Origin of the sequence: Streptomyces sp. HP-A2021 (assembly GCF_022807935.1) — a bacterium.
Classification (GTDB): Bacteria; Actinomycetota; Actinomycetes; order Streptomycetales; family Streptomycetaceae; genus Streptomyces; species Streptomyces afghaniensis.
In genome coordinates this window covers 5,303,543-5,328,324 of the sequence record NZ_CP094344.1, presented here as the reverse complement: position 1 = coordinate 5,328,324, position 24,782 = coordinate 5,303,543, and the positions used below count along the sequence as shown (strand labels likewise).

The following is a 24,782-nucleotide window of genomic DNA, read 5'->3' as shown; positions in this document are numbered from 1 at the left end:
GGTGACGTGGAGCAAGTTGTTGACGGAGAGCAGGAGTCGGGGCGGGCTGCACTCGGTCGGACGTTGAGGTTCCTGCGCGAGCAGGCGGGCAAGGCGCTCGGGCAGTTGGCCGAGGACACCGGGTACGACAAGAGCTACTTGAGCCGCCTGGAGAAGGGGGATCGGCTCTCCAAGCGAGCCGTCATGGAGGACCTGGACAGCTCCTACGGGTCCGGTGACCTGCTGGTTCGTGAGTGGCGGGACGCGCGCCGCGAAGTCATCAAGGACAAGTACAAGGCGTTCATGGACCTTGAGGCGACCGCGCAGATCATGTGGATGTTCCAGCTGCGTGTGCCCGGCCTCTTGCAGACCGAGGACTACGCCCGAGCGGTGTTGTCAGGGTTGTCTGGCGCCCAGACAACGGCAGGCAACGGTGAGGAAGTCGAGGAACAGGTCGCTGCGCGGATGGGGCGGCAGGAGTTGCTCCATCGCCAGTCGGCGCCGAGCGTGCGCGTGATTCTGGACGAGGGGGCGGTACGACGACCGGTTCCCAACCCGAAGGTCTGGGCCGACCAGTTGTCACACCTGGTGGACGCTGCGGAACTGCCGAATGTCGCAATCCATGTGCTGCCACACGTACGTCACGAAGTAACTGTCAGGGCGGGTCAGGTCACTCCGCCCACGACGGTTTCCAGACCTCCCCCTCGGTCAGCCGGGGGCGCGTCGCCAGCAGGTGGGTGTGGAGTGCCGCCAGGCCGGGATGCGGGTTGTCCGTGCGCCAGAGGAGGGAGTGCGGGTAGACCGGCGTCGGGTCGCACAGGGGGACGAGGCGCAGGTCGTGGTCGGCCGGCCAGACGAGCGGGGTGCGTTCGCTGAGGAAGGTCGCCACGGTCGAGGAGCCGGCGATGGTGTCGAGGAGGGCCTCGATGCCGAAGTTGGGGCCGATCGTGTCGATGACCGGGCCGAAGATCTCGGCGAGTTCGTCGTAGTAGGCCGACCACTCCGTGCCGGGTGCGTTGCCCGGCATCCAGATCCTCTGCCCGGCCAGTTGCGCGGGTGTCACCGAGGCGGCGCGGGCGAACTCGTGGTCGGGGCCGACGCACAGCCGCAGCGGCTCGTCCAGGACGGGGACGGCCTCGATGCCGTCGGGGAGCCTGCGCCCGGGCATGGTGACCGCACGGAACGTGGCGTCGACGGCCCCGTCCCGCACGGCGGCCACCGCCGTATCCGCGTCGAAGAGCGTGACGACGTCCAGGGGGATCTCGGGATGCGCCCGGTGGAAGTCCCGTACCAGCCCCGCTGTGGCGGCCCGGCGGCCCAGGACGTCCACCCGTAGGGCGCGCTCCCCGGGGCGCACGGCCGCCACCGCCCGCTCCTCCGCCTGGAGCAGGGCCCGGGCGTGCGGCAGGAGCACCTGCCCGTCGATGGTGAGCTCCGCTCCCCGCGGCGTACGCACCAGGAGCCGCACCCCCAGGTCCTTCTCCAGCGCGGCGATCCGCTTGGACACCGCCTGCTGGGTGAGCGACAGGTCCACGGCGGCCTTCTGGAACTGCCCGGCATCGGCGATCGCGACGAAGGCGCGTACGGCTTTGAGGTCCACGGCGACACCCTTCCATCTCATGGACCGAGTACGCGGCGCAGGCCCGGCTCGATGTCCGGGGCGCTGATCGAGCCATAGCCGAAGACGAAGCCCGGGCGAGCGGAGCGGTTCGCGGCGATCTCCGCCAGGGTGTGGACCGCCACGCCGGACGCCCGGGCCCGGCGGGCGCGGTCCGCGAGGGCGTCGGGGTCGGCGAGGCGGCCTCGGGTGAACGTGGTCACGTGCAGGCCCGCGGCGGACGGCACCAGCTCGGCCAGGTCCGCGAAGTGGTCGGTGAGCGCGCGGGTGACGGCTTGGTGCCTGGTCGCGTACGTGTGCTGCATCCGACGGATGTGCCGGGCGAGCAACCCGTCGTCGACGAAGCGGGCGAGCGCCGCCTGGGTGGGGACCGCTGTGTGCCAGTCGGCGGTGTACTTGGCGGTGCGCAGTGCCGTGCGCAGCGGAGCGGGCGCCACCAGGAAGCCGACGCGCAGGGAGGGCAGCATCACCTTGGAGAACGACCCCACATAGATGACGTGCCCGTCCCGGTCCAGACCGTGCAGCGTCTCGACCGGCCGGCCGCCGAACCGGAATTCGCTGTCGTAGTCGTCCTCGATCACTGCCGCGCCGTGCCGCCGCGCCCACCGCAGCAGCTCCGCTCTGCGCCGCAGGGACATCGGCATCCCGAGCGGGAACTGGTGGGCCGGGGTGACGTACACGGCGCGGGTGTCCGGCGGGATGGCGTCCACCAGCAGTCCCTCGGCGTCCACCGGTACGCCCGTGACCTCGGCGCCCTGCGCCAGGAACGGCAGCCTGGCCGGTGGGTAGCCGGGCTCTTCGACGGCCACCCGGTCGCCCGGTTCGAGGAGCACCCGTCCGATGAGGTCCAGGGCCTGCTGCGTGCCGGTGGTCACCAGCACGTCGTCCGGGCCGGTCCGCACGCCGCGGGAGAGTCCGATGTGCCGGGCGAGCGCGGCCCGCAGCCCGGCGTGGCCGGCCGGATCGCCGTAGCCGAACGCCCCGTCCGCCGAACGGCGCAGTTCCCGGGCGATCAGGGGACGCCAGGTGTCGTACGGGAAGAGCCGGGCGTCCGGCAGGCCGACCCGGAAGTCGTGGGCCGCCGTGGTCGGTCCCGTGAACTCCGGTCCCGCCCATGGGGACAGGCCCGCCCACAGGGCGCGGGGTCGCAGTCCCGAGGCGGTGGTGTCGGTGGCGGTCGAGGCCCCGTGCGTGGGCAGGCCCGTCGTGCGCACATAGGTCCCGGAGCCGACCCTGCTGTCCGCGTAGCCCTCGGCGACGAGCCGTTCGTAGGCGACGCCGACGGTGTTGCGGGCCACCTCGAGGCGGCGGGCCAACTCCCGGGTCGGGGGCAGCGGGTCGCCGGGCCGCAGCAGTCCGTCGTGGATCGCGGTGCGCAGCCGGCGGTAGATCTGGCCCGACAGGTCGCGCCGCCCGTCGAGCTGGATGTGCACGTCCATCCCGGCCTGCTGCTCCTTCGGCTCGGCCGCTGCCGGCTCTCCGAACGGCGATTGGCTCAATCAGTTGGCAGGTTATTGGCTCTGGGGCTGAACCGCTGCGTGAACTTACGCTCCGGCCATGGACATACGACGACTTGACCGCCAGGCGCTGTTACTGACCGGGGAGATGGTCTCCCGGGTGAAGACCGACCACTTGAGGCTGGCGACGCCGTGCGCGGACTGGACCCTGTACGGCCTGCTTCGCCATCTGGTCTGCCAGAACGAGGGGTTCGCCGCCTCCGCCCGCGGCGCGGGTGAGCCGTGGGCCGTATGGCGCGATGGCGACCTCGGTGGTGAACCGGCCGCAGCGTATGAGGCGTCGGCGGACGAGGTCACCGCCGCGTTCGCGGAGGACGACGTGCTGGAGCGGCGGTTCGCGCTGCCGGAGGTCGGCGAGGGCTTCGCCGTCCCCGGACGGATCGCGATCGGCTTCCACCTGCTCGACTACGTGGTGCACGCCTGGGACATCGCGGTGACCATCGGCGCCCCGTGGGAGCCCGACGCCGAACTCACCGCCGCCGCGCTGCGCGTCGCCGCCCTGGTCCCGGACGAGGGCCGCGGGGCCGGTGCCGCGTTCCGCCGGCGGATCGCCGTCCCCGACGACGCCCCGCCGGGCGAGAGGCTGCTCGCCCTGCTCGGCCGCGACCCGTCCTGGACGCCGGCGCCGTGCTGAGGAGCCGCTGGTGCCGGGGTCCGGCCGGGGGCCGGCTCGGTGACCGCGCCGCGGCGCGTGGCGTCGGCAGCGGCGCACGCGGTCGCCCGAGCGGCCCGCTGATCGTCAGCGTCACCGACTTCACCAGCGACGCGTACCGAGACCTGCCCGGCATCGCGCGTCGCGGTTTCGCGCTGCGGCGCCGCTGGCCGCATCTCGACGGAGCCGTCGGCATGTGGTTGTGGACCATGCCCTCGGCCCGGCGCTGCGGATCGGTCGCGGTGTGGACCGGGCGGCGGGCCCTGGCGGAGTTCGTACGGCTGCCGGAGCATGTCGCGATCATGGACCAGTACCGTCGGCGAGGGACGATCAGGTCGGTGATCCTGGAGTACGAGAGCCTCGACGCGGCGCGGATCCGGCGGGACGCGGAGGCATGGCTGATGTCGGACGATCACCGCCGTGACGTGCGGGAGACGCCACGGCGGATGACCTGATCCCGGCTTCTCAGCTCAGGGGCCGGGATCGGGAGGCGCCTGCGCCACCCGCCGGCCACAAGCCCCCGGCCCGTCGCCGCAGCGGCTCCACCGATCCCAGCGCCCCCACGAGCACGGCCCCGGCCAACGCCACCGCCCACCGGTCGTGCGCCGCCGCCCACCGGTCGTCCTCCACCGGCACGAACAGCGCCCACCGCCCGGGCCAGAACACCATGGCCAGTACCGCCGAGGTCAGCAGGCCGGCCGCGACCCGCGGGCCGGGCCGCGTGACCTCGGTGCAGCGCACCGCGACCGCCGCACCGGCCACCGCCAGGGCGAACGCCGCCCCGGCCTCCAGCGTGATGTCGGCGACCGGCGGGCGTAGGCCCGGCGGCACGAGCAGCAGTGCCGCGGTCCACCAGGCCGCCGTGGCGGGGACGACGAGGGCCACCCGCAGCGCGACGCGGACCGGGCGCGGGGTCGGCACGGTGGCGGTGGTGTGCCGGGCGGGGTCGTCCAGGAGGAACACCAGGCCCATCGCGAAGGCCAGGACCGCGGCCCGCAGCAGGTGCAGGGAGAGGCGTTCGCCCGTCTCGCCGGTGATCCGGGTGAGCGCGGCGAGCAGCAGGCCCGCCGCGCCGGCCGTGCCGACCACGCCCGACGGCAGGGTCCGGCAGGTCATGAAGACCAACTCCCTGTTCAGTCGAGGCACTTGTCGTCCCCCTCGGGTGCCTTCACGCCCAGCAGCCGCGCCGCACGGGCCGCCGTCAGCTTCGGCTCGGTCAGTTCGGCCCAGTGGGACTTGACGCGCGCGGTGACCTCGCCGCGGGGCCGGTCCAGCAGCTCGCGCAGGACCTCCGTCTGGGCGGCCGTCATGTACATACCGTCCGTCGGCTGGAGCACCAAGGCCGAGCCGGTCACACTGTCGTCGAGGCGGACGCGGCGCAGCGCCGCCACCGGGTCGGACTCCCAGCCCAGGGCCAGCCACATGACGGTGACCATGCGGCCGTCGCACATCGAGGTGGACGCCTTCTCGTTCCCCGCGACCAGCACGCCGGCCACGGCGGCCGAGAACTCGGGGACGCGGTTCCCGCCCCACCGGGTGCCCACGGTCACCTCGTGCGGCCGCTCCAGGGGCGTCAGCGCGCTATCGCCGGAGAGGCCGTAACGGGCCTCGATCCGCTGCCGTACGACGACATCCTGCTCGTGCGCGCTGCCACCGGCGAGGGACCGCACCCGGTCCACGACCCCGGCCCAGTCCGCGACCCGGGGTTCCCACTCGGGGAACGCGCAGTACGTCGACCCGTCCCGCCGGACACAGGTCTGCACCTGCTCCGGGTGCGCGGTGGCCCGCTCCCGGGCGCGGACCAGCTCGGGTGAGTCGCCACCGGCCTGGGCGACTCCGCCCACCAGGGTCATGGCCACCGCACCGGCGACCCCGGCCATCACCACCGGCTTTCGGCCACCGGTGACCAGCACCGCCACCAGGCCCGCGCACAGCGCCAGCCCGGCCAGATACAGCGCGTGCCAGGCGGCGGGCCTGCCCAGCAGGTCGGACGGCAGCGTGCCGGCGGTCGGCTCGACGACCACCGGCATGAGCCACCGGGTCACGCCGTCGCCCGGGCCGCCCGTGAAGAAGAGGAACACGAACAGGAAGAACACGACCGTCAGCGGGGCGGCGATCGGCGACCTCACCAGCCCGGCCATGAGCAGTCCGACGAGCCCGGACAGCAATACGATCAGCGGCCCCACGAGCAGTTCGGCCACCGAACCGTGCCCGATCGCCCCGGGCCTGAGCGCCTCCCGGCCGAACTCCGCGGCCACGCACACGGCGGTGAGCAGGGCCGCGGCCACGGCCGACAGCGCATGGGCGACCGTACGTCGCCACGGCAGGAGGACCAGCACCGAGAAGTGATGCTCCGTCCCGTGCCGCCGGGAGCGCAGCGCGGCGTGGTTGACGGACAGCAGGACCGCGAGGCCGACCAGCATCGGCGCGCTCTGGGTGGCGCGGTCGACGTCCTGGAGGGCCGGGTAGCCGTCCCAGTCCTTCCCGCCGCGCCACACGGTCCAGCCGATGTACACGACGAAGGCGATGACCACCGGCAGCCTCGTCAGCAGCCGGCGCGTCTCGAACAGGGCCAGGGCCGCCACGGCCGCTCCCGAGGACCCGGGCCGTACATCGGGCACGACCGGCTTCTCCACGACCGCGGTCATGCCGCCACCTCCACGGCGTCGCCGTCGAGGGTGAGCAGGTAGCCGTCCTCCAGCGTGGGTTCGAGCAGCTCGGCGCCGTCCGGCGGATCCCCCACGTTCCGGAAGGATCCGGTCCCCGTGCGCCACCCGGCCTTGGCGCCCGGATCGCGCTCCGTGCTGCTCCACACCCGCCCGGCGGCCCGGGCCGTCAGCTCGGCCGGAGTGCCCTCGAACCGCACCCGGCCCCCGGCCATGACCAGCACCCGGTGACAGAGCATCGCCACGTCCTCGGTCTGGTGGGTGGACAGCAGCACCGTGCGCCCCTCCCCGGCGCCCGCGATCAGCTCCCGGAACCGCATGCGCTGTTCGGGGTCCAGCCCGACGGTGGGCTCGTCCAGCACCAGGAAGCCGGGATCACCGACCAGGGCGGCCCCCAGGGCGACCCGCTGCCGCATGCCGCCGGACAGCTTGCGGATCCGCTTGCCCCGTACGTCGGCGAGCCCCACCTCGTCGAGCACCCGCCGCACCTCGCGGTGCCGGGCGGCCCGGTCGGTCATCTCCTTGAGGATCGCCACGTAGTCGACGAACTCGAAGGCGGTGAAGTCGGGGTGGAACCCCGGCGTCTGCGGCAGATAGCCCAGCCGGCGCCTTACCTCCTGCCGGCCCCGCGCGGTGCCCGGGTCGTGCCCGAGCACGGTGAAGGCGCCCCGGTCGGCGGGCAGGGCCGTGGCCAGGACCCGCAGCAGCGTGGTCTTGCCGGCGCCGTTGGGCCCGAGCAGCCCGGTGACGCCGCCGGTCAGCCGCAGCGACACGTCGTCGAGGGCCCGGGTGCCGCCGTAGTGGAGGCTGAGCCCGGAGGCGGACACGGTCGGAGTCATACGGCACGTCCCTGGAAGAGGTCGAAGCGGTCACGGAAGAGGAAGAGCAGCCCGGCGGCGAGCGTGGCGACCAGCGCCGCCACGCCCTGCCCGGCGACGGTGAACGGCGCGAGCGGCACCCCGGGGTCCCCCCGCAGGGCTTCGGCCAGCGCCAGCAGCCCGATCCACGCCCCGCCGGCCAGCGAGGGCGCGAGCACCGGGCCCAGCCGGGGCGTCAGCGCCAGCCCGGTCGCGGTGAGCGCGAGCGCGGGCAGCAGCCAGGCCAGCGCCCGCAGCCCGTACGCGGGCAGCGCGAGCGTCGCGAGCCCGTTCAGCCCCAGCACCACGCCCAGCACGGCCACCGTCCGGATCATCAGCAGCCGGAACCCGTGCATCGGCGCGACGACGGCCATCTCGTACGTCGGATCCAGCGCGGGCCCGTACGACAGCGCCACCCCCGCCAGCGGCAGCAGCGGCGCGAGAGCGAGGAACAGCGTGGGGAACTCGCCGCTGTGCGCGACGTGCCCCGCCCCGACGCTCAGCAGCAGCACGACGACGACGGCCCCCAGCCACGACCGCCGCAGCACCGGCGCCGCCGCCAGCAGCCGCGCGGTGTGCCCGGCCACCCCGGCCCGGACCAGCAGCGACTCCAGGAGCCCCACCCGGGGCGCGTCGAGTTCGGCGTCGAGCCGCTCCCACCCCGCGTCGAGCGCGACCGGGTCACTCACCTCGGCGAGCACGCCCCGGCACGCGGCACAGGCGCCCAGGTGCGCGTCGGCGGACCACAGAGCCGGTGCCGCCAGCTCGCCGCGCGCGTAGGCGCGCAGATCCTCTTCAGGCACGTGCCAGCTCATGCCAACGCCTCCCGCAACTGCTTGCGGGCCCGCATGGCCCGCGTCTTGACCGTCCCCGGCGGAATCCCCAGCAGCACGGCCGCCTCCCGGGTCGACAGCCCGTCGATGACGGTCGCCTGCAACACCGCCCGCAGCTCCGGCGACAGCCGGACCAGTGCGCCCGCGAGGTCCCCGTGCTCCACCCCCGCGAGCACGCGCTCCTCCGCCGACACCTCGTCCCGGTGCCTGAGCCGCGCCAGCGCCTGCCGCAGCCGCCCCCGGGCCCCGTCACCGCGCAGCGCGTCCACCATCCGCCGCGACCCGATGCGCCACAGCCACCCGGCCACATCGCCCTCCTCCCGGTAGCGGGCCTTGCCCCGCCACACCGCGAGGAACGTCTCCTGTACGACGTCGTCGACGATCCCCAGGTCGGCGCACCGGCCCCGCAGCCGGGCACGGAGCCACGGCGCGTACCGCCGGTACAGCTCCTCGAAGGCCCGCCGGTCGGCGTCCGCGGCAACGGCCCGCAGCAGCTCCCCGTCGCTTCTCGTTTCGCTCACGTCTCCTCATCGGACCGCCCGGCTCGAACGGTTCACGAAACCACGCCCGACTTTCCGCGCCGCTCACCGCGTCCACAGCCTGTGGACGGGCCGCGCACGGCGCGACCGCCCTCTCCGAGACCCCCGCGAGCCGCCCCGCGCTATCCCACACGTCATGTCTCCGTAACCATCGATTCAGACGAGCTTGCGAGGCTCGGCCAATGACTCCCGCCGTGCCAGAGCCTTCACCGCCCCCAGAGGGGCCTGGGGGGAACGGGACCACTCATGTGACGCCCCCGCTCCCTCCCGCGCTTTCCGACGCGCCCGTGATGCTCGCGGCGCGGAAGAATGGGGCCATGAGCCAGCCGAACACCCAGGCACAGGTCCAGCACGCGCAGCCCTCCGTGGGCTCCATCGCAGCCCACCGGCCGCACACCATCGCGGCGGCCGTCTCCGACCTCGAACCCGACATCGACGCCGACCTCGACGCGTACGAGGAGTCGCAGGTCGACGGCGTCCAGCTGCCACAGGGGCGTTTCCTCGACCGGGAGCGCAGCTGGCTCGCGTTCAACGAGCGCGTTCTCGAACTCGCCGAGGACCCGAACACGCCCCTGCTGGAGCGGGCCAACTTCCTCGCGATCTTCGCCAGCAACCTGGACGAGTTCTTCATGGTCCGGGTGGCCGGCCTGAAGCGCCGCATCGCCACCGGCGTGGCCACCCGCTCCGCCTCCGGCCTCCAGCCCCGTGAGGTGCTGGAGATGATCTGGGCCCGCTCCCGCGAGCTCATGGCCCGGCACGCCGCCTGCTACCACGAGGACGTCGCCCCCGCACTCGCGGAGGAGGGCATCCACCTGGTCCGCTGGAGCGAGCTGCAGGAGAAGGAGCAGGCCCGCCTGTTCACCCTGTTCCGGCACCAGATCTTCCCCGTGCTGACCCCGCTGGCGGTCGACCCGGCGCACCCCTTCCCGTACATCTCCGGCCTGTCCCTGAACCTGGCCGTCGTCGTACGGAACCCGGTCACGGGCCACAAGCACTTCGCCCGCGTCAAGGTGCCGCCGCTGCTGTCCCGCTTCCTGGAGAGCTCCCCGGGCCGCTACGTCCCCATCGAGGACGTCATCGCCGCCCACCTGGAGGAGCTGTTCCCGGGCATGGAGGTGCTGGAGCACCACGCCTTCCGCCTCACCAGGAACGAGGACCTGGAGGTCGAGGAGGACGACGCGGAGAACCTGCTCCAGGCCCTGGAGAAGGAGCTGATGCGGCGCCGCTTCGGGCCGCCGGTGCGCCTGGAGGTCGAGGAGTCCATCGACCGCGAGGTCCTGGACCTGCTGGTGCGCGAGCTGAAGATCAGCGAGGCCGAGGTGTACCCGCTGCCGGGCCCGCTGGACCTCACGGGCCTGTTCCGGATCGCCTCCCTGGACCGGCCCGAGCTGAAGTACCGCAAGTTCGTCGCCGGCACCCACCGCGACCTCGCCGAGGTCGAGTCGGCCTCCGCGCCGGACATCTTCGCCGCCCTGCGCGAGCGGGACGTCCTGCTGCACCACCCGTACGACTCGTTCTCCACCTCCGTCCAGGCCTTCCTGGAGCAGGCGGCCGGCGACCCGGACGTCCTCGCGATCAAGCAGACCCTGTACCGGACCTCGGGCGACTCCCCCATAGTCGACGCCCTCATCGAGGCCGCCGAGACCGGCAAGCAGGTCCTGGTCCTGGTCGAGATCAAGGCCCGCTTCGACGAGCACGCCAACATCAAGTGGGCGCGCAAGCTGGAGGAGGCCGGCTGCCACGTGGTCTACGGCCTGGTCGGCCTGAAGACCCACTGCAAGCTGTCGCTGGTGGTCCGCCAGGAGGGCGAGACGCTCCGCCGCTACAGCCACGTCGGCACCGGCAACTACCACCCGAAGACCGCCCGCCTCTACGAGGACCTCGGCCTGCTCACGGCCGACCCGCAGGTCGGCGCGGACCTCTCGGACCTCTTCAACCGCCTCTCCGGCTACTCCCGCCGCGAGACCTACCGCCGTCTCCTGGTCGCCCCCAAGTCGCTGCGCGACGGCCTGGTCTCCCGGATCACCAAGGAGATCCAGCACCACCGTGCGGGGCGGCCCGCGTACGTCCGTATCAAGGTCAACTCGATGGTCGACGAGGCCGTCATCGACGCCTGCTACCGCGCGGCCCAGGCGGGCGTGCCGGTGGACGTGTGGGTGCGCGGCATCTGCGCGCTGCGCCCGGGCGTGACGGGCCTGTCGGAGAACATCCGGGTCCGCTCCATCCTCGGCCGCTTCCTGGAGCACTCGCGCGTGTTCGCCTTCGGCAACGGCGGCGAGCCCGAGGTGTGGTTCGGCAGCGCCGACATGATGCACCGCAACCTCGACCGCCGGATAGAGGCCCTGGTCCGGGTCACCGACCCGGCCCACCGGGCGGCCCTGAGCCGGCTGCTGGAGACCGGCATGTCCGACGCCACCGCCTCCTGGCACCTCGGCCCGGACGGCGACTGGACCCGGCATGCGACCGACGCGGACGGCCAACCCCTGCGCAACGTCCAGGAGATGCTCATAGACGCCCGGAGGCGCCGGCGTGGCACAGCAACACCTTGACCCGACGGACCCCCTGGCCGGGCCCGCCCCCAGCGGGGACACCCTCGCGGGTTACCTGAGGGCCCAGGCCACGGAGTTCCTCCGCGCGCTGCGCCTGCACCGGGAGACCGGATCCGGGGCGAACGGCGCGGAGGGGTCCGTCGAGGCGGCCCGCGCGCTGCGCCGCTCGGCCCGCCGCATCAGCGCCAGCCTGCACACGTTCCAGTCCCTCCTCGACACGGACTGGTGCGAGGGCATGCGCCCCGAACTGGCCTGGGTCTCGGGCACCCTGGCCATGGAACACGCGTACACGGCTCGCTTGGAACGCCTGCTGAGCGCCTTGCACCGCTTGTCGGGTTCCACGGCGTTGCCTGCTCAGGTGGATGCTGAAGTCGCCCCGGCTGCGGGCAGTCGTGCCGCTGGGGCGGCGCCCGTCCCAACGAGAGCGGCACCCCGCGACGCCGGGCTGCGCAACCCCCCGGCCTCAGCACAAGAACGCGGCAACCTGACAGTGGGAGCAGCAAAGGCAGGCGCCCTACTCGACCGCCAGCTGACCCTCGCCCGCACCCGAGCCCACTCCACCGCCCTCCAAGCCCTCGGCTCCAGCCGCTTCCACGCCATCGCGGACAAGGTCGCCGTCCTGGCCAGCGAGGTCCCCCTCACCCCCGCCGCGGCCACCGCGGACCTCCGCCCCCTGGCCACCGCCGCGAAGGACCGCCTCGCCGACGCCGTAACCGCCCTCCCCCTGGTCACCGCGGGCAACCCGTACAACGCCGCCGCCCTCATCCACGGCCTGTCCCCGGACACGGTCCCGCACCCGCAGGACGCCCCCTGGCACCAGGTCCGCCTGCTCCTGCGCCTGCACCGCTACGCCCGCGAAGCCGTCAGCGGCCCCAAGGCCAACGCCGTCGTCGACCTGCGTCTGCTCTCCGCCGGCCAGGCCCTGAACCGCCACCGCGACGCGTCGGAGGCGGCGGCAGCGGCGGCCCAGGCGGCCCGTACCCCCCGGATCGCCCCGGCCACGGCCTACGCCCTCGGCGTGCTCCACGCCGACCAGCGGCACGAGGTGGAGGCGGCACGCTTCGCGTTCCAGCAGGCCTGGCAGAAGGAGGCGGTGAGCACCCGGTGAGTTCGAGTTCCGGCTCCCCGGAGGACACCACCGTGCAGGCGGCCGGCTGCGTCCTGTGGCGCCGCTCCCCCGTGACCGGCGGGCTGGAGCTCTGCCTGGTGCACCGGCCGAAGTACGACGACTGGTCCTGGCCGAAGGGCAAGCTGAAGCGGGACGAGGAGCCGCTCGCCGGCGCCCTGCGCGAGGTGGCGGAGGAGACGGGCTGCCGGGCCGAGCCGGGCGCCGAGCTGCCCACCCAGCGGTATCTGGCGAACGGCCGCCCCAAGCAGGTCCGCTACTGGGCGGCCGAGGCGATGTCCTGCGCGTTCGCCCCGACGGACGAAGTGGACAGGGTGGTGTGGCTGACACCTGTCGCCGCCCGCGCCCGCCTCACCCAGCCCCACGACCGCCCTCTGGTCGACGCGCTGCTCGCCGTGGTGAACCGGCCAGAACCGGCCACAACCGGCCAGGAGAGCGGACGGAACCAGCCGGAACCGGACTGACTCCTTCAACTTCGGAAAGCGGAACGCTCACGTGCTCTCCCCGTAAGCATTCCGTGACCTAACCACACCGTCGGCAGGGGTTCACCCGTCGTTCATGTCTGGCCATCGGCGCCTTCATCTGATCTGCCTAATTTCGGCCGTACCAGATGCGAGCCGCGCCTGCCGTGCGCGGCCTCGTCCCGCGACACCCAGACATCGCACGCCGCCGATCAGGACGGCGGCTCCTGGAAGGAACTCAAGTGAAGCTTCAGCGCATGAACCGGCGGGCCCTCGCTCTCGGTGCTCTCGCCGTCTCCGGCGCCCTGGCCCTCACGGCGTGCGGCTCCGACGAGACCGGCAACCCGGACGGAGGCTCCTCCAACGCCGCCGCGCCGAGCAACATCAAGTGTGACGACGCCTCGGGCCAGGTACTCTCCGACGGCTCCTCCGCGCAGAAGAACGCGGTCGACGCGTGGGTCAAGCAGTTCTCGGCGGCCTGCAAGGTGGAGATCAACTACAAGGCCGGCGGTTCCGGCGCGGGTGTCACCGCGTTCACGCAGGGCCAGGTCCCCTGGGCCGGTTCGGACTCGGCGCTGAAGCCCGACGAGGTCGCCGCCTCCAAGAAGATCTGCTCCGGCGGCCAGGGCATCGACCTGCCGATGGTCGGCGGCCCGATCGCCGTCGGCTACAACGTCCCGGGCGTCGACAAGCTCGTCCTGGACTCGGCGACGATCGCCAAGATCTTCGACAGCAAGATCACCAAGTGGAACGACCCGGCGATCGCGAAGCTGAACCCCGACGCGAAGCTGCCCAACCTCAAGATCCAGGCGTTCCACCGCTCGGACGAGTCCGGCACCACGGACAACTTCACCAAGTACCTGATCGCCACCGCCAAGAAGGACTTCCCCTACGAGGGCGGCAAGGCCTGGCAGGCCAAGGGCGGCCAGTCCGCTCCGCAGTCCTCCGGGGTCGCCGCGCAGGTCAAGCAGACCGCCGGCGCGATCGGCTACTTCGAGCTGTCGTACGCCAAGGACGGAATCAAGACCGTCGCCATCGACACGGGCGCCGCCGAGCCGGTCGAGGCGACCGTCGAAAACGCCACCAAGGCGATCGCGGAGGCCAAGGTCGTCGGCACCGGCAAGGACCTCGCGCTGAAGCTGAACTACGGGACCAAGGCCGACGGCGCCTACCCGATGGTCCTGGTGACGTACGAGATCGTCTGCGACAAGGGCAACAAGGCCGACACTCTGCCCGCGGTCAAGGCGTTCCTGCGCTACGCGGCCTCGGAGGACGGCCAGAAGATCCTCGCCGAGAACGACTACGCGCCCATGCCCGAAGAGATCATCACCAAGGTTCGCACGACCGTCGAGAGCCTGAGCTGACCTGAGTGCGGTCCGGTCCCCCCGGCGGGGCCGGACCGCACCGTCCGGTGCACCGCCGCCAAGGGCCGCACAGCACGTGCGGTTCCGCAGACCGGAGAACCCGATGGACACAACACAGATAGCTGACGCACCTCCCCCCACGCAGCCGCCCACGGCCGAGCAGAAGCGCGCGGCCCGTGGCGCCACCCGACCCGGAGACCGGATCTTCCTCGGTCTGTCCCGTGGCTCGGGCATTCTGCTGCTGGTGATCATGGCCGCGATCGCCGGCTTCCTCACCTACCGCGCCGTCCTCGCCATCAGCAAGGACGACGGCAACTTCCTGACCACCTTCGAGTGGAACACCGGTGTCAACCCGCCGGTCTTCGGCATCGCGGTCCTGGCCTACGGCACGATCGTCTCCTCGATCATCGCCATGGTCATCGCGGTCCCGGTCTCGGTCGCCATCGCGCTGTTCCTCACGCACTACGCCCCGCGCCGGCTGCGCGGCCCCATCGCCTATGTGATCGACCTGCTGGCCGCCGTGCCGTCCATCGTCTACGGCCTGTGGGGCGCGCTGGTCCTCGTCCCGCACATGAACGGCCTCTTCGGCTGGCTGAACGACTACCTCGGCTGGACCGGCGTCTTCTCCTGGCAGGGCGGCGCCGCACGCTCCATGCTCACCGTGGGCATCCTGCTCGCGATCATGATCCTGCCGATCATCACCAACGTGAGCCGCGAGGTCTTCCGCCAGGTCCCGCAGATGCACGAGGAGGCCGCCCTGGCGCTCGGCGCCACCCGCTGGGAAGTGATCCGCATGGCGGTCATCCCCTTCGGCCGCTCCGGTGTCATCTCGGCCTCGATGCTCGGCCTCGGCCGCGCCCTCGGCGAGACGATGGCCGTCGCCACCGTGCTCTCGCCCGACTTCCTGATCCACACCAGCCTGCTCGACCCGGGCGGCGGCACCTTCGCCCAGAACATCGCCAGCAAGTTCAGCGAGGCCACCGAGTTCGGCCGTGACGCGCTGATCGCCTCCGGTCTGGTCCTGTTCGTCATCACCCTGCTGGTCAACGGCGCGGCCCGCGCGATCATCGCCCGCCGCAAGGAGTACTCGGGGGCCAACGCATGAGCACCACACCCTCCGTCGCCGCCAAGCGCCCCAGCACCCTGCGCGGCGGCCATCTGCCCAAGTGGGCCCCGTGGGCCATCGCCGCCGGATCCGTCGCCCTCGGACTCGGCATCAGCGCCGCCGCCGGCCTGCACAGCAGCATCCAGTGGGCGCTGATCGCCGCGATCCTGTACGTCCTCGGTACGTACGTCATCGCGGCCCGGGTCGAGAACCGCCGCCAGGCCAAGGACCGCGTGGTCACCTCGCTGGTGTGGGTCGCGTTCCTGCTCGCCGTGGTGCCGCTGGCCTCGCTGGTGTGGTCGACCGTCAAGCGCGGTGTGAAGGTCTTCGACCTCTACTTCCTGACCCACTCCATGGGCGTGGTCGCCGACTCGGAGACGGGCGGCGGCATCTACCACGCCATTCTCGGCACGCTGGAGCAGGTCGGCCTCGCCACGCTGATCGCCGCTCCGGTCGGCGTGCTCACCGCGATCTACCTGGTGGAGTACGGGCGCGGCAACCTCGCTCGGGCCGTCACCTTCTTCGTCGACGTCATGACCGGCATCCCGTCGATCGTCGCCGGCCTGTTCATCCTCAGCCTCATGCTGATGTTCGAGTTGGAGCCCTTCGGCTTCGCCGGGTCACTCGCCCTCGCGATCCTGATGATGCCGGTCGTCGTCCGCTCCACGGAGGAGATGCTCAAGCTCGTCCCGAACGAGCTGCGCGAGGCCTCTCTCGCGCTCGGCGTGCCCAAGTGGCGCACGATCCTGAAGGTGGTCCTGCCGACCTCGCTCGGCGGCATCACCACCGGCATCATGCTGTCCATCGCCCGCATCGCCGGTGAGACCGCGCCCGTGCTGCTGCTGGTGTTCGGCAGTAAGTTCATCAACGCCAACCCCTTCGAGGGCGCGCAGGCGTCGCTGCCGCTGTACATCTACCAGCAGTACGGATCGGGCGAGGTCACGGCGTACGACCGCGCCTGGGCGGCGTCGCTCACCCTGATCGCCTTCGTGATGATCCTGAACCTGGTGGCCCGCGGGATCGCCCGCTGGAAGGCCCCGAAGACCGGTCGCTGACTGCGGCCACAGCGACTGATCTGACTGTCTGGAAGTGAAGTAATCATGGCCAAGCGAATCGACGTAAGCGGACTGACCGCCTACTACGGCTCCCACAAGGCGATCGAGGACATCTCGATGACCGTCGAGCCCCGTTCGGTGACGGCGTTCATCGGCCCGTCCGGATGCGGCAAGTCGACGTTCCTGCGCACGCTGAACCGTATGCACGAGGTGACGTCCGGCGGCCGGGTCGAGGGCAAGGTGCTCCTCGACGACGAGGACCTCTACGGCACGGGCATCGACCCGGTGTCCGTGCGCCGCGAGGTCGGCATGGTGTTCCAGCGGCCCAACCCCTTCCCCACGATGTCGATCTTCGACAACGTGGCGGCGGGGCTGCGGCTCAACGGCAACTACAAGAAGAGCGAGCTCTCCGACATCGTCGAGCGCTCCCTCAAGGGCGCGAACCTCTGGAACGAGGTCAAGGACCGCCTGAACAAGCCCGGCTCGGGCCTGTCCGGCGGCCAGCAGCAGCGCCTGTGCATCGCCCGCGCCATCGCGGTGGAGCCGAACGTCCTCCTCATGGACGAGCCCTGCTCGGCCCTGGACCCGATCTCCACCCTCGCCATCGAGGACCTGATCGGCGAGCTGAAGGAACGCTTCACGATCGTCATCGTGACGCACAACATGCAGCAGGCGGCGCGCGTCTCCGACCGCACGGCCTTCTTCAACCTCGCGGCGGTCGGCCAGCCCGGCAAGCTCATCGAGATCGACGACACGGAGCGCATCTTCTCCAACCCGTCGGTCCAGGCCACGGAGGACTACATCTCCGGCCGCTTCGGCTGAGCCACACCTCGCCGAGACCCCTCGCGGTGCTGCATGGCGGTGCCACCGCGAGGCCGAAAAGGGCCCGCCCCTCTCCCAGGGGCGGGCCCGTTCGCGTACTCACTCGGCTGCGCCGAGCAGCACCTACAGGAACGCCAGATTCACGACCCAGAACGACACCGCAGCCACCAACGCAGCGGCCGGCATCGTGATGAACCACCCCAGGATGATGTTCTTGGCGACCCCCCAGCGCACGGCATTCACGCGCTTGGTCGCCCCGACACCCATGATCGCCGAGGTGATGACGTGCGTCGTCGAAATCGGCGCCTTGAACAGGAACGCCGTGGCGAACATGATCGACGCCCCCGTCGTCTCCGCCGCGAACCCCTGCGGCGGATCCAGCTCGATGATCTTCCGCCCCAGCGTCCGCATGATCCGCCACCCGCCGGCATACGTCCCCAGCGACAGCATCACCGCACAGGCGATCTTCACCCACACCGGAATCGGATCGCCGTAGTCCTCGACATCCGCGATGACGAGCGCCATCACCACGATGCCCATCGTCTTCTGCGCGTCCTGGAGACCGTGCCCGAGCGCCATCCCGGCCGCCGAGACGGTCTGCGCGATGCGGAACCCGCGCTTGGCCTTGTGCGGGTTCGCCTTCCGGAACATCCACATGATCGCGGTCATCACGAGATAGCCGGCCAGGAGACCGACCACCGGGGAGATGAACATGGGGATGACGACCTTCTCGAGCACCCCGCTCCAGTAGACCGTCGTCCCGCCGGCCAGCGCGGCACCGACCATCCCGCCGAACAGCGCGTGCGAGGAGGAAGAGGGCAACCCGAAGTACCAGGTGATGAGGTTCCAGACGATCGCACCCACCAGCGCGGCGAAGAGGATCCCCATCCCCTTCGACCCCACCGGCGTCTGGATCAGCCCTTCGCTGACCGTCTTGGCGACCCCGGAGCCCATGAACGCACCGGCGAGGTTCATCACCGCGGCCATGGCCAGCGCGGCCCTCGGCGTCAGCGCCCGCGTCGACACGGACGTGGCGATCGCGTTCGCCGAGTCGTGGAAACCGTTGGTGTACGTGAAGAACAGCGCGACCCCGATGGTCACGACCAGAGCAAAGGTGTCCATGAAGGGCTCAGGACTCCTTGACGGCGATGGTCTCCACCGTGTTCGCCACGTGCTCGAACGCGTCCGCCGCTTCCTCCAGCACGTCCACGATCTGCTTCAGCTTGAGCACCTCGATGGCGTCGTACTTGCCGTTGAAGAGGTGCGCGAGCAGCTTGCGGTGGATCTGGTCGGCCTGGTTCTCCAGCCGGTTGACCTCGATCCAGTACTCGGTGAGGTTCTCCATCGTCCGCAGGTGCGGCATCGCTTCGGCCGTCAGTTCGGCAGCGCGCGCCAGCACCTCGATCTGCTGCTCGACGCCCTTGGGCAGTTCCTCGACGTTGTAGAGGACGACCAGGTCGACGGCCTCCTCCATGAAGTCCATGATGTCGTCGAGGGACGACGCGAGGGAGTAGATGTCCTCGCGGTCGAACGGCGTGATGAACGAGGAGTTCAGCTGGTGGAAGATCGCGTGCGTGGCGTCGTCACCTGCGTGTTCCGCTGCCCGCATACGCTCTGCGATCTCGGCCCGGGCGGAAGCGTCCGCCCCGAGCAGTTCCATCAGGAGTTTCGAGCCCGTGACGATGTTGTCCGCGGATGCGGCGAACATGTCGTAGAAGCTCGTCTCCCTGGGGGTCAGACGAAAGCGCACGTGGGGTCCTCGGCTTGCTTCGGTTTCGGTCAGGCTGATGCTAGGCGCATCATTCGGCCACGGCTATCGGGCCGCCCACCAGTGTCGCCCATCAGGCACAGTGATGAGCACGGGGGCGGTCCAAGGCCCGTATACCCCGCAAAGTTCGGTACCATATACCCACTAGGGGTATATGTCGGCGCACAGCCCACCAGGAGGACGCGATGACTGACGTGACCGACGTTACGGATGCCGGGGATGTCACGGATGTCACCGCCGGGGCGGACATCGTGACCGACCACGACCAGGGCGTGCACGGGTACCACAAGCAGAAGGACGAACACCTCAAGCGCCTGCGCCGGATCGAGGGCCAGATCCGCGGCCTCCAGCGCATGGTCGACGAGGACGTCTACTGCATCGACATACTCACGCAGGTCTCCGCCTCCACCAAGGCGCTCCAGTCCTTCGCCCTCCAGCTGCTGGAGGAGCATCTGCGGCACTGCGTCGCCGACGCGGCCCTCAAGGGCGGTGACGAGATCGACGCGAAGGTCAAGGAGGCGACCCAGGCGATCGCCCGTATGCTGCGGACCTGACCCGGGCCTGCCGCTGTTCAGCGCCTGGAGGCGTCCCGCTCCTCGGCCACTTTCAGCACCGCGTCGATGCTCTCCAGGCTGAGCCGCTCCTCGTGGGCGGCCGAGGCCGCGATGATCAGCTCTCCGCACAGCTCGATCTCGGCGAGGGCCACGTGGTCCTGAACTGCCGTACCGCCGACCGGAGCCACGTGCATCACCTCATCTCTGCCGTTCCCGACTTCCTAGAGTAGGGAGCGGCCTACACACCGCGCATGGCACGGACGGGCTAGTTCGCGCCGGTCACTCCTCGGCGATCTTGCCCGCGTAGATGTCGTCGGTGTCCGGCAGCCGTACGCGCACCGAGGCCCCGAAATCGTAGAGCAACGTGGTCGAGGCGACGGCCACGGGGCTCTTCTGCCCGCCCACGAAACTGAACCGGTGCCGGACCTTGCGGATGCGCCCCTCGTCGTCGAGGTAGACGTCGAACGGCACTTCGGCCGTGGCGAACCCTTTCGCCGCCGCGCTCAGGGACTCCTTGTTGCCGTCGGAGGCCTGCTTCGCGGCAGCGCCGAGATCCGCCGTGCCCCGGTAGTGCCGCACCCTGGTGCCCGCGACCTCGGTCCGGCCCACGAACGTCGCCGACCGCGTCCCCCGCAGCACCTCGGCCGCCGCGAACGGATCGGTGGCCCCGCCGGTCACGAGATTCCCGTCGGACAGGGTCCGCGTGTCCACCCGCACCCACTTGTCCGCGGGCACACCGGCGCCCCGGTTCTTCATGAAGAGCGCTCCCGGCGCGAGCAGTTCGGTGATGGGCCGGCGCTCGGTGGCCCCCGCGGGGTCCTGCGGCAGCAGCACCTTCAGCTGCCCCATCCGCTTCCGGTAGTCGTAGACCCCCGCGCCCCGGATGGTCACCCGCGTCCCGCCGGCGGCCATCTCCATCGACGTACGGGCCTTCGAACTCCCGGCCTCCACCAGCTGGTCCGCGGCCCGGTGCAGCACGACGACCGCGTCCCCGCCCCGGGCGTCGCCGGCCACCGCGTCACCGCCCGCGCACCCGCCGGCCCCCAGCGCCACCCCGGCCACGAGGCCGGCCGCGACGACCGCCGCACCCGTCCGCCTGTGCCGCCGTTCCCGCTGCCGCCCAGTCATCGCCTGCCTACCCCCAGCCGGTACGTCCGTCACGGGCCCCCTTGTTGTTCCGGTTAACGACCGGTATGTGACCCCGTCACGCGAGCCCGCGGGACTCGGCATACGAACCCTTTACCCGCGCTGGGTAACGTGGTCGCCGTGGCGCAGCAGGACGGGCTGGAACCTCCCCCCAACCTCCCGGAACACCGCACGACGACACAGGACAAGGGCCGCTTCTGCATGGCCCACTGCACCTGCGGCTGGCACGGCCCGGCCAGAAGGGCGAGAAGCCAGGCACGCACGGACGCGGAGAACCACCGGGCCGGCTGACACGGCCGTGCCACCGGGGCGCTGGGATCCGCATGGAACCCCCACCCCCACCACCCCGTCTCCCAGGACGGAACCACCGGGAGGCCCCATGGAACGGCGCACATTCCTCGCAGTCGGCACGGCGGGCATCGCCACGGCCGCAACCCCCCTCACCGCCGCCTGCACGACATCGGACACCCGCTCCAGGACCACGGCCACCGCCAGGACCGCCACCACCACGAAAACCACCGCCGCCAACTGGTCCGCCCTCGCGCGCGACCTCGACGGGCCCCTCATCCGCCCGGGCGACAGCGCCTGGAAGACGGCCCGGCAGCTCTACAACACCCGCTTCGACACCCTCAAGCCCGCCGCGGTCGCGTACGTGTCCCACCCGGACGACATCCGCACCGCCCTGGCCTACGCCCGCCGCCACGCCCTGCGCGTGGCGATCCGCAACGGCGGCCACTCCTACGCCGGCTGGTCCTCCGGCGACGGCCGCCTGATCATCGACGTCTCGAAGCTCAACCGCGTCCGGGCCTCCGGCAACACGGCAGTGGTCGGCGCCGGCGCCAAACTCATCGACGTCTACCGCGCGCTGGCCGCGAAGGGCGTCACGATCCCCGCCGGCTCCTGCCCCACCGTAGGCGTCTCCGGCCTCACCCTCGGCGGCGGACACGGAGTGGTCTCCCGCGCCTACGGCCTGACCTGCGACAGCCTCACCCGGGCCACCCTGATCACCGCGGACGGCAAGCAGCTCACCGCCGGCGCCCGCGAGCACAAGGACCTCTTCTGGGCCCTGCGCGGCGCGGGCAACGGCAACTTCGGCGTCGTGACGGAACTCCACTTCAAGACCCACCCGGCCCCGCAGGGCGTCTCGGCGTACCTGTCCTGGCCGGCGTCGAAGGCGGCCGCGGTGGTGAAGGCCTGGCAGGAGTGGGGCCCCTCGCAGCCCGACGAGATCTGGTCGTCCCTCCACCTGGCGAACGCCGCCGGCGGCAACCCGACCGTCTCCGTCGCGGCCTTCTCCCTCGGCACCTACGGCGAGCTCCAGAACGCGGTCGACCGCCTCGCCGACCGCGTCGGCGCCTCGGCGAGCAGCGTCTCCCTGCGGCGCCGCTCGTACGAGGAGTCGATGGAGGTGTACGCCGGCTGCTCCTCGTTCCCGACGGACGCCCAGTGCCATCTGCCCGGCTCGACCCCGGGCCGTTCCCCGAAGGGCGCGCTGGGCCGCGAGACGTACGCCGCGGCGTCCGACTTCTTCGACCGCTCCCTCTCCGCGGCCGGCATCCGCACGCTGCTGTCCCAGATCAGGTCGGTACGCGGCGGCACGGGCAGCATCGCCCTCACGGCCCTCGGCGGAGCGGTGAACCGCGTCTCCCCGACGTCCACGGCCTTCGTCCACCGCCGTTCGCGCATGCTGGCCCAGTACATCGCCGCCTGGCGCCCGGGCACGACGGGCGCCACGGCCCGCGACTGGCTGGCCTCCGCCCACAAGTCCATGCGCCCGTACGCCTCAGGCGCGGCCTACCAGAACTACACGGACCCGACCCTCACCAACTGGCGCAAGGCGTACTACGGCGACGCGGCCCCTCGCCTGACGAAGCTGAAGAACGAATACGACCCGAACCGCTTCTTCACGTACCCGCAAGCGCTGTGAGCCCAGCCGCAGGCGCTCGTCCCGCCCAGCCGCAGGCGCTCGTCCCGCTCAGCTGCGGGCAGTCGTGCCGCTGGGGCGGCACGGGCGGGCGCAGCGGCACCCCGCTACGCCGGGCTGCGCAACGCCCCGCCCTCAGCACCAACGCCGAGAACTAGGCAGCAAGGTCCCGCTCGGACGCCCCGGCCCCGGCCCGCTCACTCCGCGCCCCGGGAACCACCGCATCGGCCCCGTCCCCAGCACCCCCGCGCCCCCGAGCCCGCACAAGCCACCCCACCCGAGGCGACCGCTCAACCGCCCGCGTAACAGGCGTCAGCAGCGCCATGGCCAGCGGCGACAGCAGCAACGCCACAGCCGTCCCCAGCGCGAACCCACCCACGACATCCGTCGGGTAGTGCACACCCATGTAGACGCGAATGAACCCGCCGAACACGGCCAGCACCAACGCGACCAGCCCGAACTTCCGGTTCGCCACGAACAGCCCGACCGCCATCGCCATGACGATCGTCGCGTGGTCGCTCACGAACGAGTAGTCGTTCTTGCCGGCGACGAGCACCTCGAGCCCCTGATGGTCGAGGAACGGCCGGGGCCGCTCCACGAAACCCCGTATCGGCACGTTGACCAGCACGGCGATCCCCGCCGCGAGCGGCGCCCAGACCAGCGCCGCGACGGAGGACGCCGCGTCCTCCTCGCCCCGGCGCCGCACGGACCACCAGCACCAGAGCACGAGCAGGACGATGGCGAGCAACAACCCGTACTCGCCGACGAACTCCATGACCCGGTCGAACCACGGCGGCGCGTCCTTGGCCAGGCCATTGATGTCGTAAAGCAGGTCGACGTCGGGGTTCGACCCGGATTCGGCGAGTCCAGCCATGATGCTGCGGCCCCTTCGTCGTCTCTCCCGGCGCACCTGAGTGTGCGCCGCTCCTGCCACCCCCGTGGTTGTAGATCCGCTTCCGCTGCACGCGTCCGTGACACGTGCCGACATACGTCTGCTCGGCTACGTCAACAGGAACGCATGGTCCCCGCTGATACGTTCCACACTCCACCGAATGATCACGCAGACGTTATCGAAGAGAGACACGTCTTTGCAGCTCAGGGGGTGGGTTCACACTCGGCTCACACCGTCGTGGGCAGTGCTTTCGCGCCATCTTCGGTGACCCGGGTGGCCCCGAAGTAGTCGGGGGTGTCGATCGGGTCGAACCGGATCACCGCACCCGTTCGCGGCGCGTCGATCATGTACCCACCTCCGACATAAATGCCGACATGCCGGATGGCACGCGAATTGGTGAGGTCGTCCGAGAAGAACACGAGGTCGCCGGGGAGCAGTTCGTCCCGCGCGGGGTGCGGCCCGGCGTTGTACTGGTCGTTGGCGACGCGCGGCAGCTTGATGCCGACGGTCTCGTAGGCGGCCTGGGTCAGTCCCGAGCAGTCGAAGCGTCCGCCCTGCTCAGCGGTGCCCGTGCCGCCCCACAGGTAGGGCGTGCCGAGCTTCTTCTGCGCGTACTCGATGGCGCCCGCGGCCTGCTCGGAGGGATCGACCCGCCCGACGGGCGCCGCGAAGCTCTCCGAGAGCGTCGTGATCCGCTTCACGTAGTTCCGGGTCTCGGTGTACGGCGGCACGCCCCCGTACTTGATCACCGCGTATGCCCCCGCGTTGTACGCGGCCAGCATGTTTTCGGTCAGATTCCCGCCCACCTTCTTCACGTACGACGCGAGTTCGCAGTCGTACGAGGCGGCAGAGGGAATCGCGTCCTTCGGGTCCCACACGTCACGGTCGCCGTCGCCGTCGCCGTCGATGCCGTGCGAGGCCCAGGTGCCGGGGATGAACTGCGCTATCCCCTGCGCGGCGGCGTGACTCTGGGCCTTCGGGTTGAACCCGCTCTCCTGGTAGAGCTGGGCGGCGAGCAGGGCCGGGCTGATGGCGGGGCAGAGGTTGCCCCACTTCTGCACCAGGGCCGAGTACGCGGCGGGCACCGACCCCTTGGCCAGCGCCTTCGCCCCACCGCCGACCCCGTTGACCAGGTTTCCGGCGACGATGTAGACCCCGACGACGAGCAGCATCACGAAGGCCAGGGCGGAGCTGATCGCAACACTCGCCACGATCCATGCCTTACGCACCGTCAACCGCCCCTCGCCGGCCAGGAGTCCGTCGCCTGGTCAGTGTAGAGGCGGCCGCCGTAGGCAGGAATGATCACGGGGAGGAGAGTCGGGGCGGAAAGGGGAACAGCCGACAGCAGGGGGCGG

At 71.2% G+C, this 24,782-nt stretch carries 25 protein-coding genes and 1 pseudogene; 13 read left to right on the top strand and 13 right to left on the bottom strand.

Translation table 11 applies throughout. The annotated features are described in order from the left end of the window. Positions 1-6: 6 nt before the first annotated feature. A pseudogene (locus MQE23_RS24050) lies at positions 7-639 on the top strand (helix-turn-helix transcriptional regulator); the annotation flags it as partial. Between the two features lie 10 nt (positions 640-649). Here the strand turns inward: MQE23_RS24050 and MQE23_RS24045 are convergent. Further along, positions 650-1,579: a LysR family transcriptional regulator gene (locus tag MQE23_RS24045; RefSeq protein WP_243382732.1), complete on the bottom strand. Its 930-nt coding sequence runs from the start codon at positions 1,577-1,579 to the stop codon at positions 650-652. Positions 1,580-1,596: 17 nt separating this feature from the next. Continuing rightward, positions 1,597-3,096 (bottom strand): PLP-dependent aminotransferase family protein, encoded by a 1,500-nt coding sequence (locus MQE23_RS24040; protein WP_243380241.1) that lies wholly within the window; start codon positions 3,094-3,096, stop codon positions 1,597-1,599. A 58-nt stretch (positions 3,097-3,154) separates the two neighbouring features. Here MQE23_RS24040 and MQE23_RS24035 point away from each other — a divergent pair, with 58 nt between their 5' ends. After that, the gene (locus MQE23_RS24035; protein WP_020274790.1) at positions 3,155-3,748 is read left to right on the top strand and encodes a TIGR03086 family metal-binding protein; all 594 of its coding nucleotides are present in this window, start codon (positions 3,155-3,157) and stop codon (positions 3,746-3,748) included. Continuing rightward, complete coding sequence (locus tag MQE23_RS24030; protein WP_020274791.1) at positions 3,742-4,221, top strand: hypothetical protein; 480 nt, start codon at positions 3,742-3,744, stop codon at positions 4,219-4,221. The genes MQE23_RS24035 and MQE23_RS24030 overlap by 7 nt, the downstream gene beginning before the upstream one ends. Before the next feature lie 10 nt (positions 4,222-4,231). Here MQE23_RS24030 and MQE23_RS24025 read toward each other — a convergent pair whose 3' ends face one another. From MQE23_RS24025 to MQE23_RS24005, 5 genes are read right to left on the bottom strand one after another with little or no spacing between them, the layout of a single operon-like run. Next, entirely contained in the window at positions 4,232-4,882 is a 651-nt protein-coding gene (locus tag MQE23_RS24025; protein ID WP_051185650.1) for a hypothetical protein, read from the bottom strand. 17 nt (positions 4,883-4,899) lie between these two features. Beyond that, entirely contained in the window at positions 4,900-6,414 is a 1,515-nt protein-coding gene (locus MQE23_RS24020; RefSeq protein WP_243380240.1) for an ABC transporter permease, read from the bottom strand. After that, a complete protein-coding gene (locus tag MQE23_RS24015) occupies positions 6,411-7,271 on the bottom strand; it encodes an ABC transporter ATP-binding protein (protein WP_037666925.1) in 861 nt (286 codons plus the stop codon). The genes MQE23_RS24020 and MQE23_RS24015 overlap by 4 nt, the downstream gene beginning before the upstream one ends. After that, positions 7,268-8,104: a zf-HC2 domain-containing protein gene (locus MQE23_RS24010; RefSeq protein WP_243380238.1), complete on the bottom strand. Its 837-nt coding sequence runs from the start codon at positions 8,102-8,104 to the stop codon at positions 7,268-7,270. Before MQE23_RS24010 ends, MQE23_RS24015 begins: the two co-directional genes overlap by 4 nt. Next, positions 8,101-8,643, bottom strand: a complete 543-nt coding sequence (locus tag MQE23_RS24005) for an RNA polymerase sigma factor (protein WP_243380236.1) — start codon at positions 8,641-8,643, stop codon at positions 8,101-8,103. The genes MQE23_RS24010 and MQE23_RS24005 overlap by 4 nt, the downstream gene beginning before the upstream one ends. 200 nt (positions 8,644-8,843) lie before the next feature. Here MQE23_RS24005 and MQE23_RS24000 point away from each other — a divergent pair, with 200 nt between their 5' ends. From MQE23_RS24000 to pstB, 7 genes are all read left to right on the top strand, one after another. Then, a complete protein-coding gene (locus tag MQE23_RS24000; protein WP_128092455.1) occupies positions 8,844-11,210 on the top strand; it encodes an RNA degradosome polyphosphate kinase in 2,367 nt (788 codons plus the stop codon). Next, positions 11,191-12,318, top strand: a complete 1,128-nt coding sequence (locus MQE23_RS23995) for a CHAD domain-containing protein (protein WP_020269918.1) — start codon at positions 11,191-11,193, stop codon at positions 12,316-12,318. The genes MQE23_RS24000 and MQE23_RS23995 overlap by 20 nt, the downstream gene beginning before the upstream one ends. Continuing rightward, on the top strand, positions 12,315-12,800 hold the full coding sequence (locus MQE23_RS23990) for an NUDIX hydrolase (RefSeq protein ID WP_020269919.1): 486 nt from the start codon (positions 12,315-12,317) through the stop codon (positions 12,798-12,800). The genes MQE23_RS23995 and MQE23_RS23990 overlap by 4 nt, the downstream gene beginning before the upstream one ends. Before the next feature lie 239 nt (positions 12,801-13,039). Continuing rightward, entirely contained in the window at positions 13,040-14,161 is a 1,122-nt protein-coding gene (pstS, locus tag MQE23_RS23985) for a phosphate ABC transporter substrate-binding protein PstS (protein ID WP_020269920.1), read from the top strand. A 103-nt stretch (positions 14,162-14,264) separates the two neighbouring features. Next, positions 14,265-15,266, top strand: a complete 1,002-nt coding sequence (gene pstC / locus MQE23_RS23980; protein WP_037666928.1) for a phosphate ABC transporter permease subunit PstC — start codon at positions 14,265-14,267, stop codon at positions 15,264-15,266. Beyond that, the gene (gene pstA, locus MQE23_RS23975; RefSeq protein ID WP_020269922.1) at positions 15,263-16,321 is read left to right on the top strand and encodes a phosphate ABC transporter permease PstA; all 1,059 of its coding nucleotides are present in this window, start codon (positions 15,263-15,265) and stop codon (positions 16,319-16,321) included. Before pstC ends, pstA begins: the two co-directional genes overlap by 4 nt. Before the next feature lie 45 nt (positions 16,322-16,366). Continuing rightward, complete coding sequence (pstB, locus tag MQE23_RS23970; RefSeq protein ID WP_020269923.1) at positions 16,367-17,143, top strand: phosphate ABC transporter ATP-binding protein PstB; 777 nt, start codon at positions 16,367-16,369, stop codon at positions 17,141-17,143. 123 nt (positions 17,144-17,266) lie between these two features. Here the strand turns inward: pstB and MQE23_RS23965 are convergent, their stop codons facing one another. Together MQE23_RS23965 and MQE23_RS23960 are read right to left on the bottom strand one after the other, a co-directional pair. Beyond that, positions 17,267-18,265, bottom strand: a complete 999-nt coding sequence (locus MQE23_RS23965; protein ID WP_243380235.1) for an inorganic phosphate transporter — start codon at positions 18,263-18,265, stop codon at positions 17,267-17,269. A gap of 7 nt (positions 18,266-18,272) precedes the next feature. Beyond that, complete coding sequence (locus tag MQE23_RS23960; protein ID WP_020269925.1) at positions 18,273-18,893, bottom strand: DUF47 family protein; 621 nt, start codon at positions 18,891-18,893, stop codon at positions 18,273-18,275. Positions 18,894-19,096: 203 nt separating this feature from the next. Here MQE23_RS23960 and MQE23_RS23955 point away from each other — a divergent pair, with 203 nt between their 5' ends. Beyond that, complete coding sequence (locus MQE23_RS23955; protein WP_037666930.1) at positions 19,097-19,465, top strand: metal-sensitive transcriptional regulator; 369 nt, start codon at positions 19,097-19,099, stop codon at positions 19,463-19,465. 17 nt (positions 19,466-19,482) lie between these two features. Here MQE23_RS23955 and MQE23_RS23950 read toward each other — a convergent pair whose 3' ends face one another. Then, positions 19,483-19,653, bottom strand: coding sequence for a hypothetical protein (locus tag MQE23_RS23950; protein ID WP_167337988.1), 171 nt, complete (start codon positions 19,651-19,653; stop codon positions 19,483-19,485). A gap of 91 nt (positions 19,654-19,744) precedes the next feature. Further along, positions 19,745-20,593, bottom strand: coding sequence for a lipoprotein (locus MQE23_RS23945; RefSeq protein WP_037666931.1), 849 nt, complete (start codon positions 20,591-20,593; stop codon positions 19,745-19,747). A gap of 138 nt (positions 20,594-20,731) precedes the next feature. On the opposite strand from MQE23_RS23945, the gene MQE23_RS23940 reads away from it, so the two are divergent. Together MQE23_RS23940 and MQE23_RS23935 are read left to right on the top strand one after the other, a co-directional pair. Further along, positions 20,732-20,902: a hypothetical protein gene (locus MQE23_RS23940; protein ID WP_154693878.1), complete on the top strand. Its 171-nt coding sequence runs from the start codon at positions 20,732-20,734 to the stop codon at positions 20,900-20,902. A gap of 88 nt (positions 20,903-20,990) precedes the next feature. After that, positions 20,991-22,538 (top strand): FAD-binding oxidoreductase, encoded by a 1,548-nt coding sequence (locus MQE23_RS23935; protein ID WP_243380233.1) that lies wholly within the window; start codon positions 20,991-20,993, stop codon positions 22,536-22,538. 151 nt (positions 22,539-22,689) lie between these two features. Here MQE23_RS23935 and MQE23_RS23930 read toward each other — a convergent pair whose 3' ends face one another. Further along, entirely contained in the window at positions 22,690-23,409 is a 720-nt protein-coding gene (locus MQE23_RS23930; protein WP_243380232.1) for a phosphatase PAP2 family protein, read from the bottom strand. A 245-nt stretch (positions 23,410-23,654) separates the two neighbouring features. Then, a complete protein-coding gene (locus MQE23_RS23925; RefSeq protein WP_037666934.1) occupies positions 23,655-24,662 on the bottom strand; it encodes an NlpC/P60 family protein in 1,008 nt (335 codons plus the stop codon). Positions 24,663-24,782 lie beyond the last annotated feature (120 nt).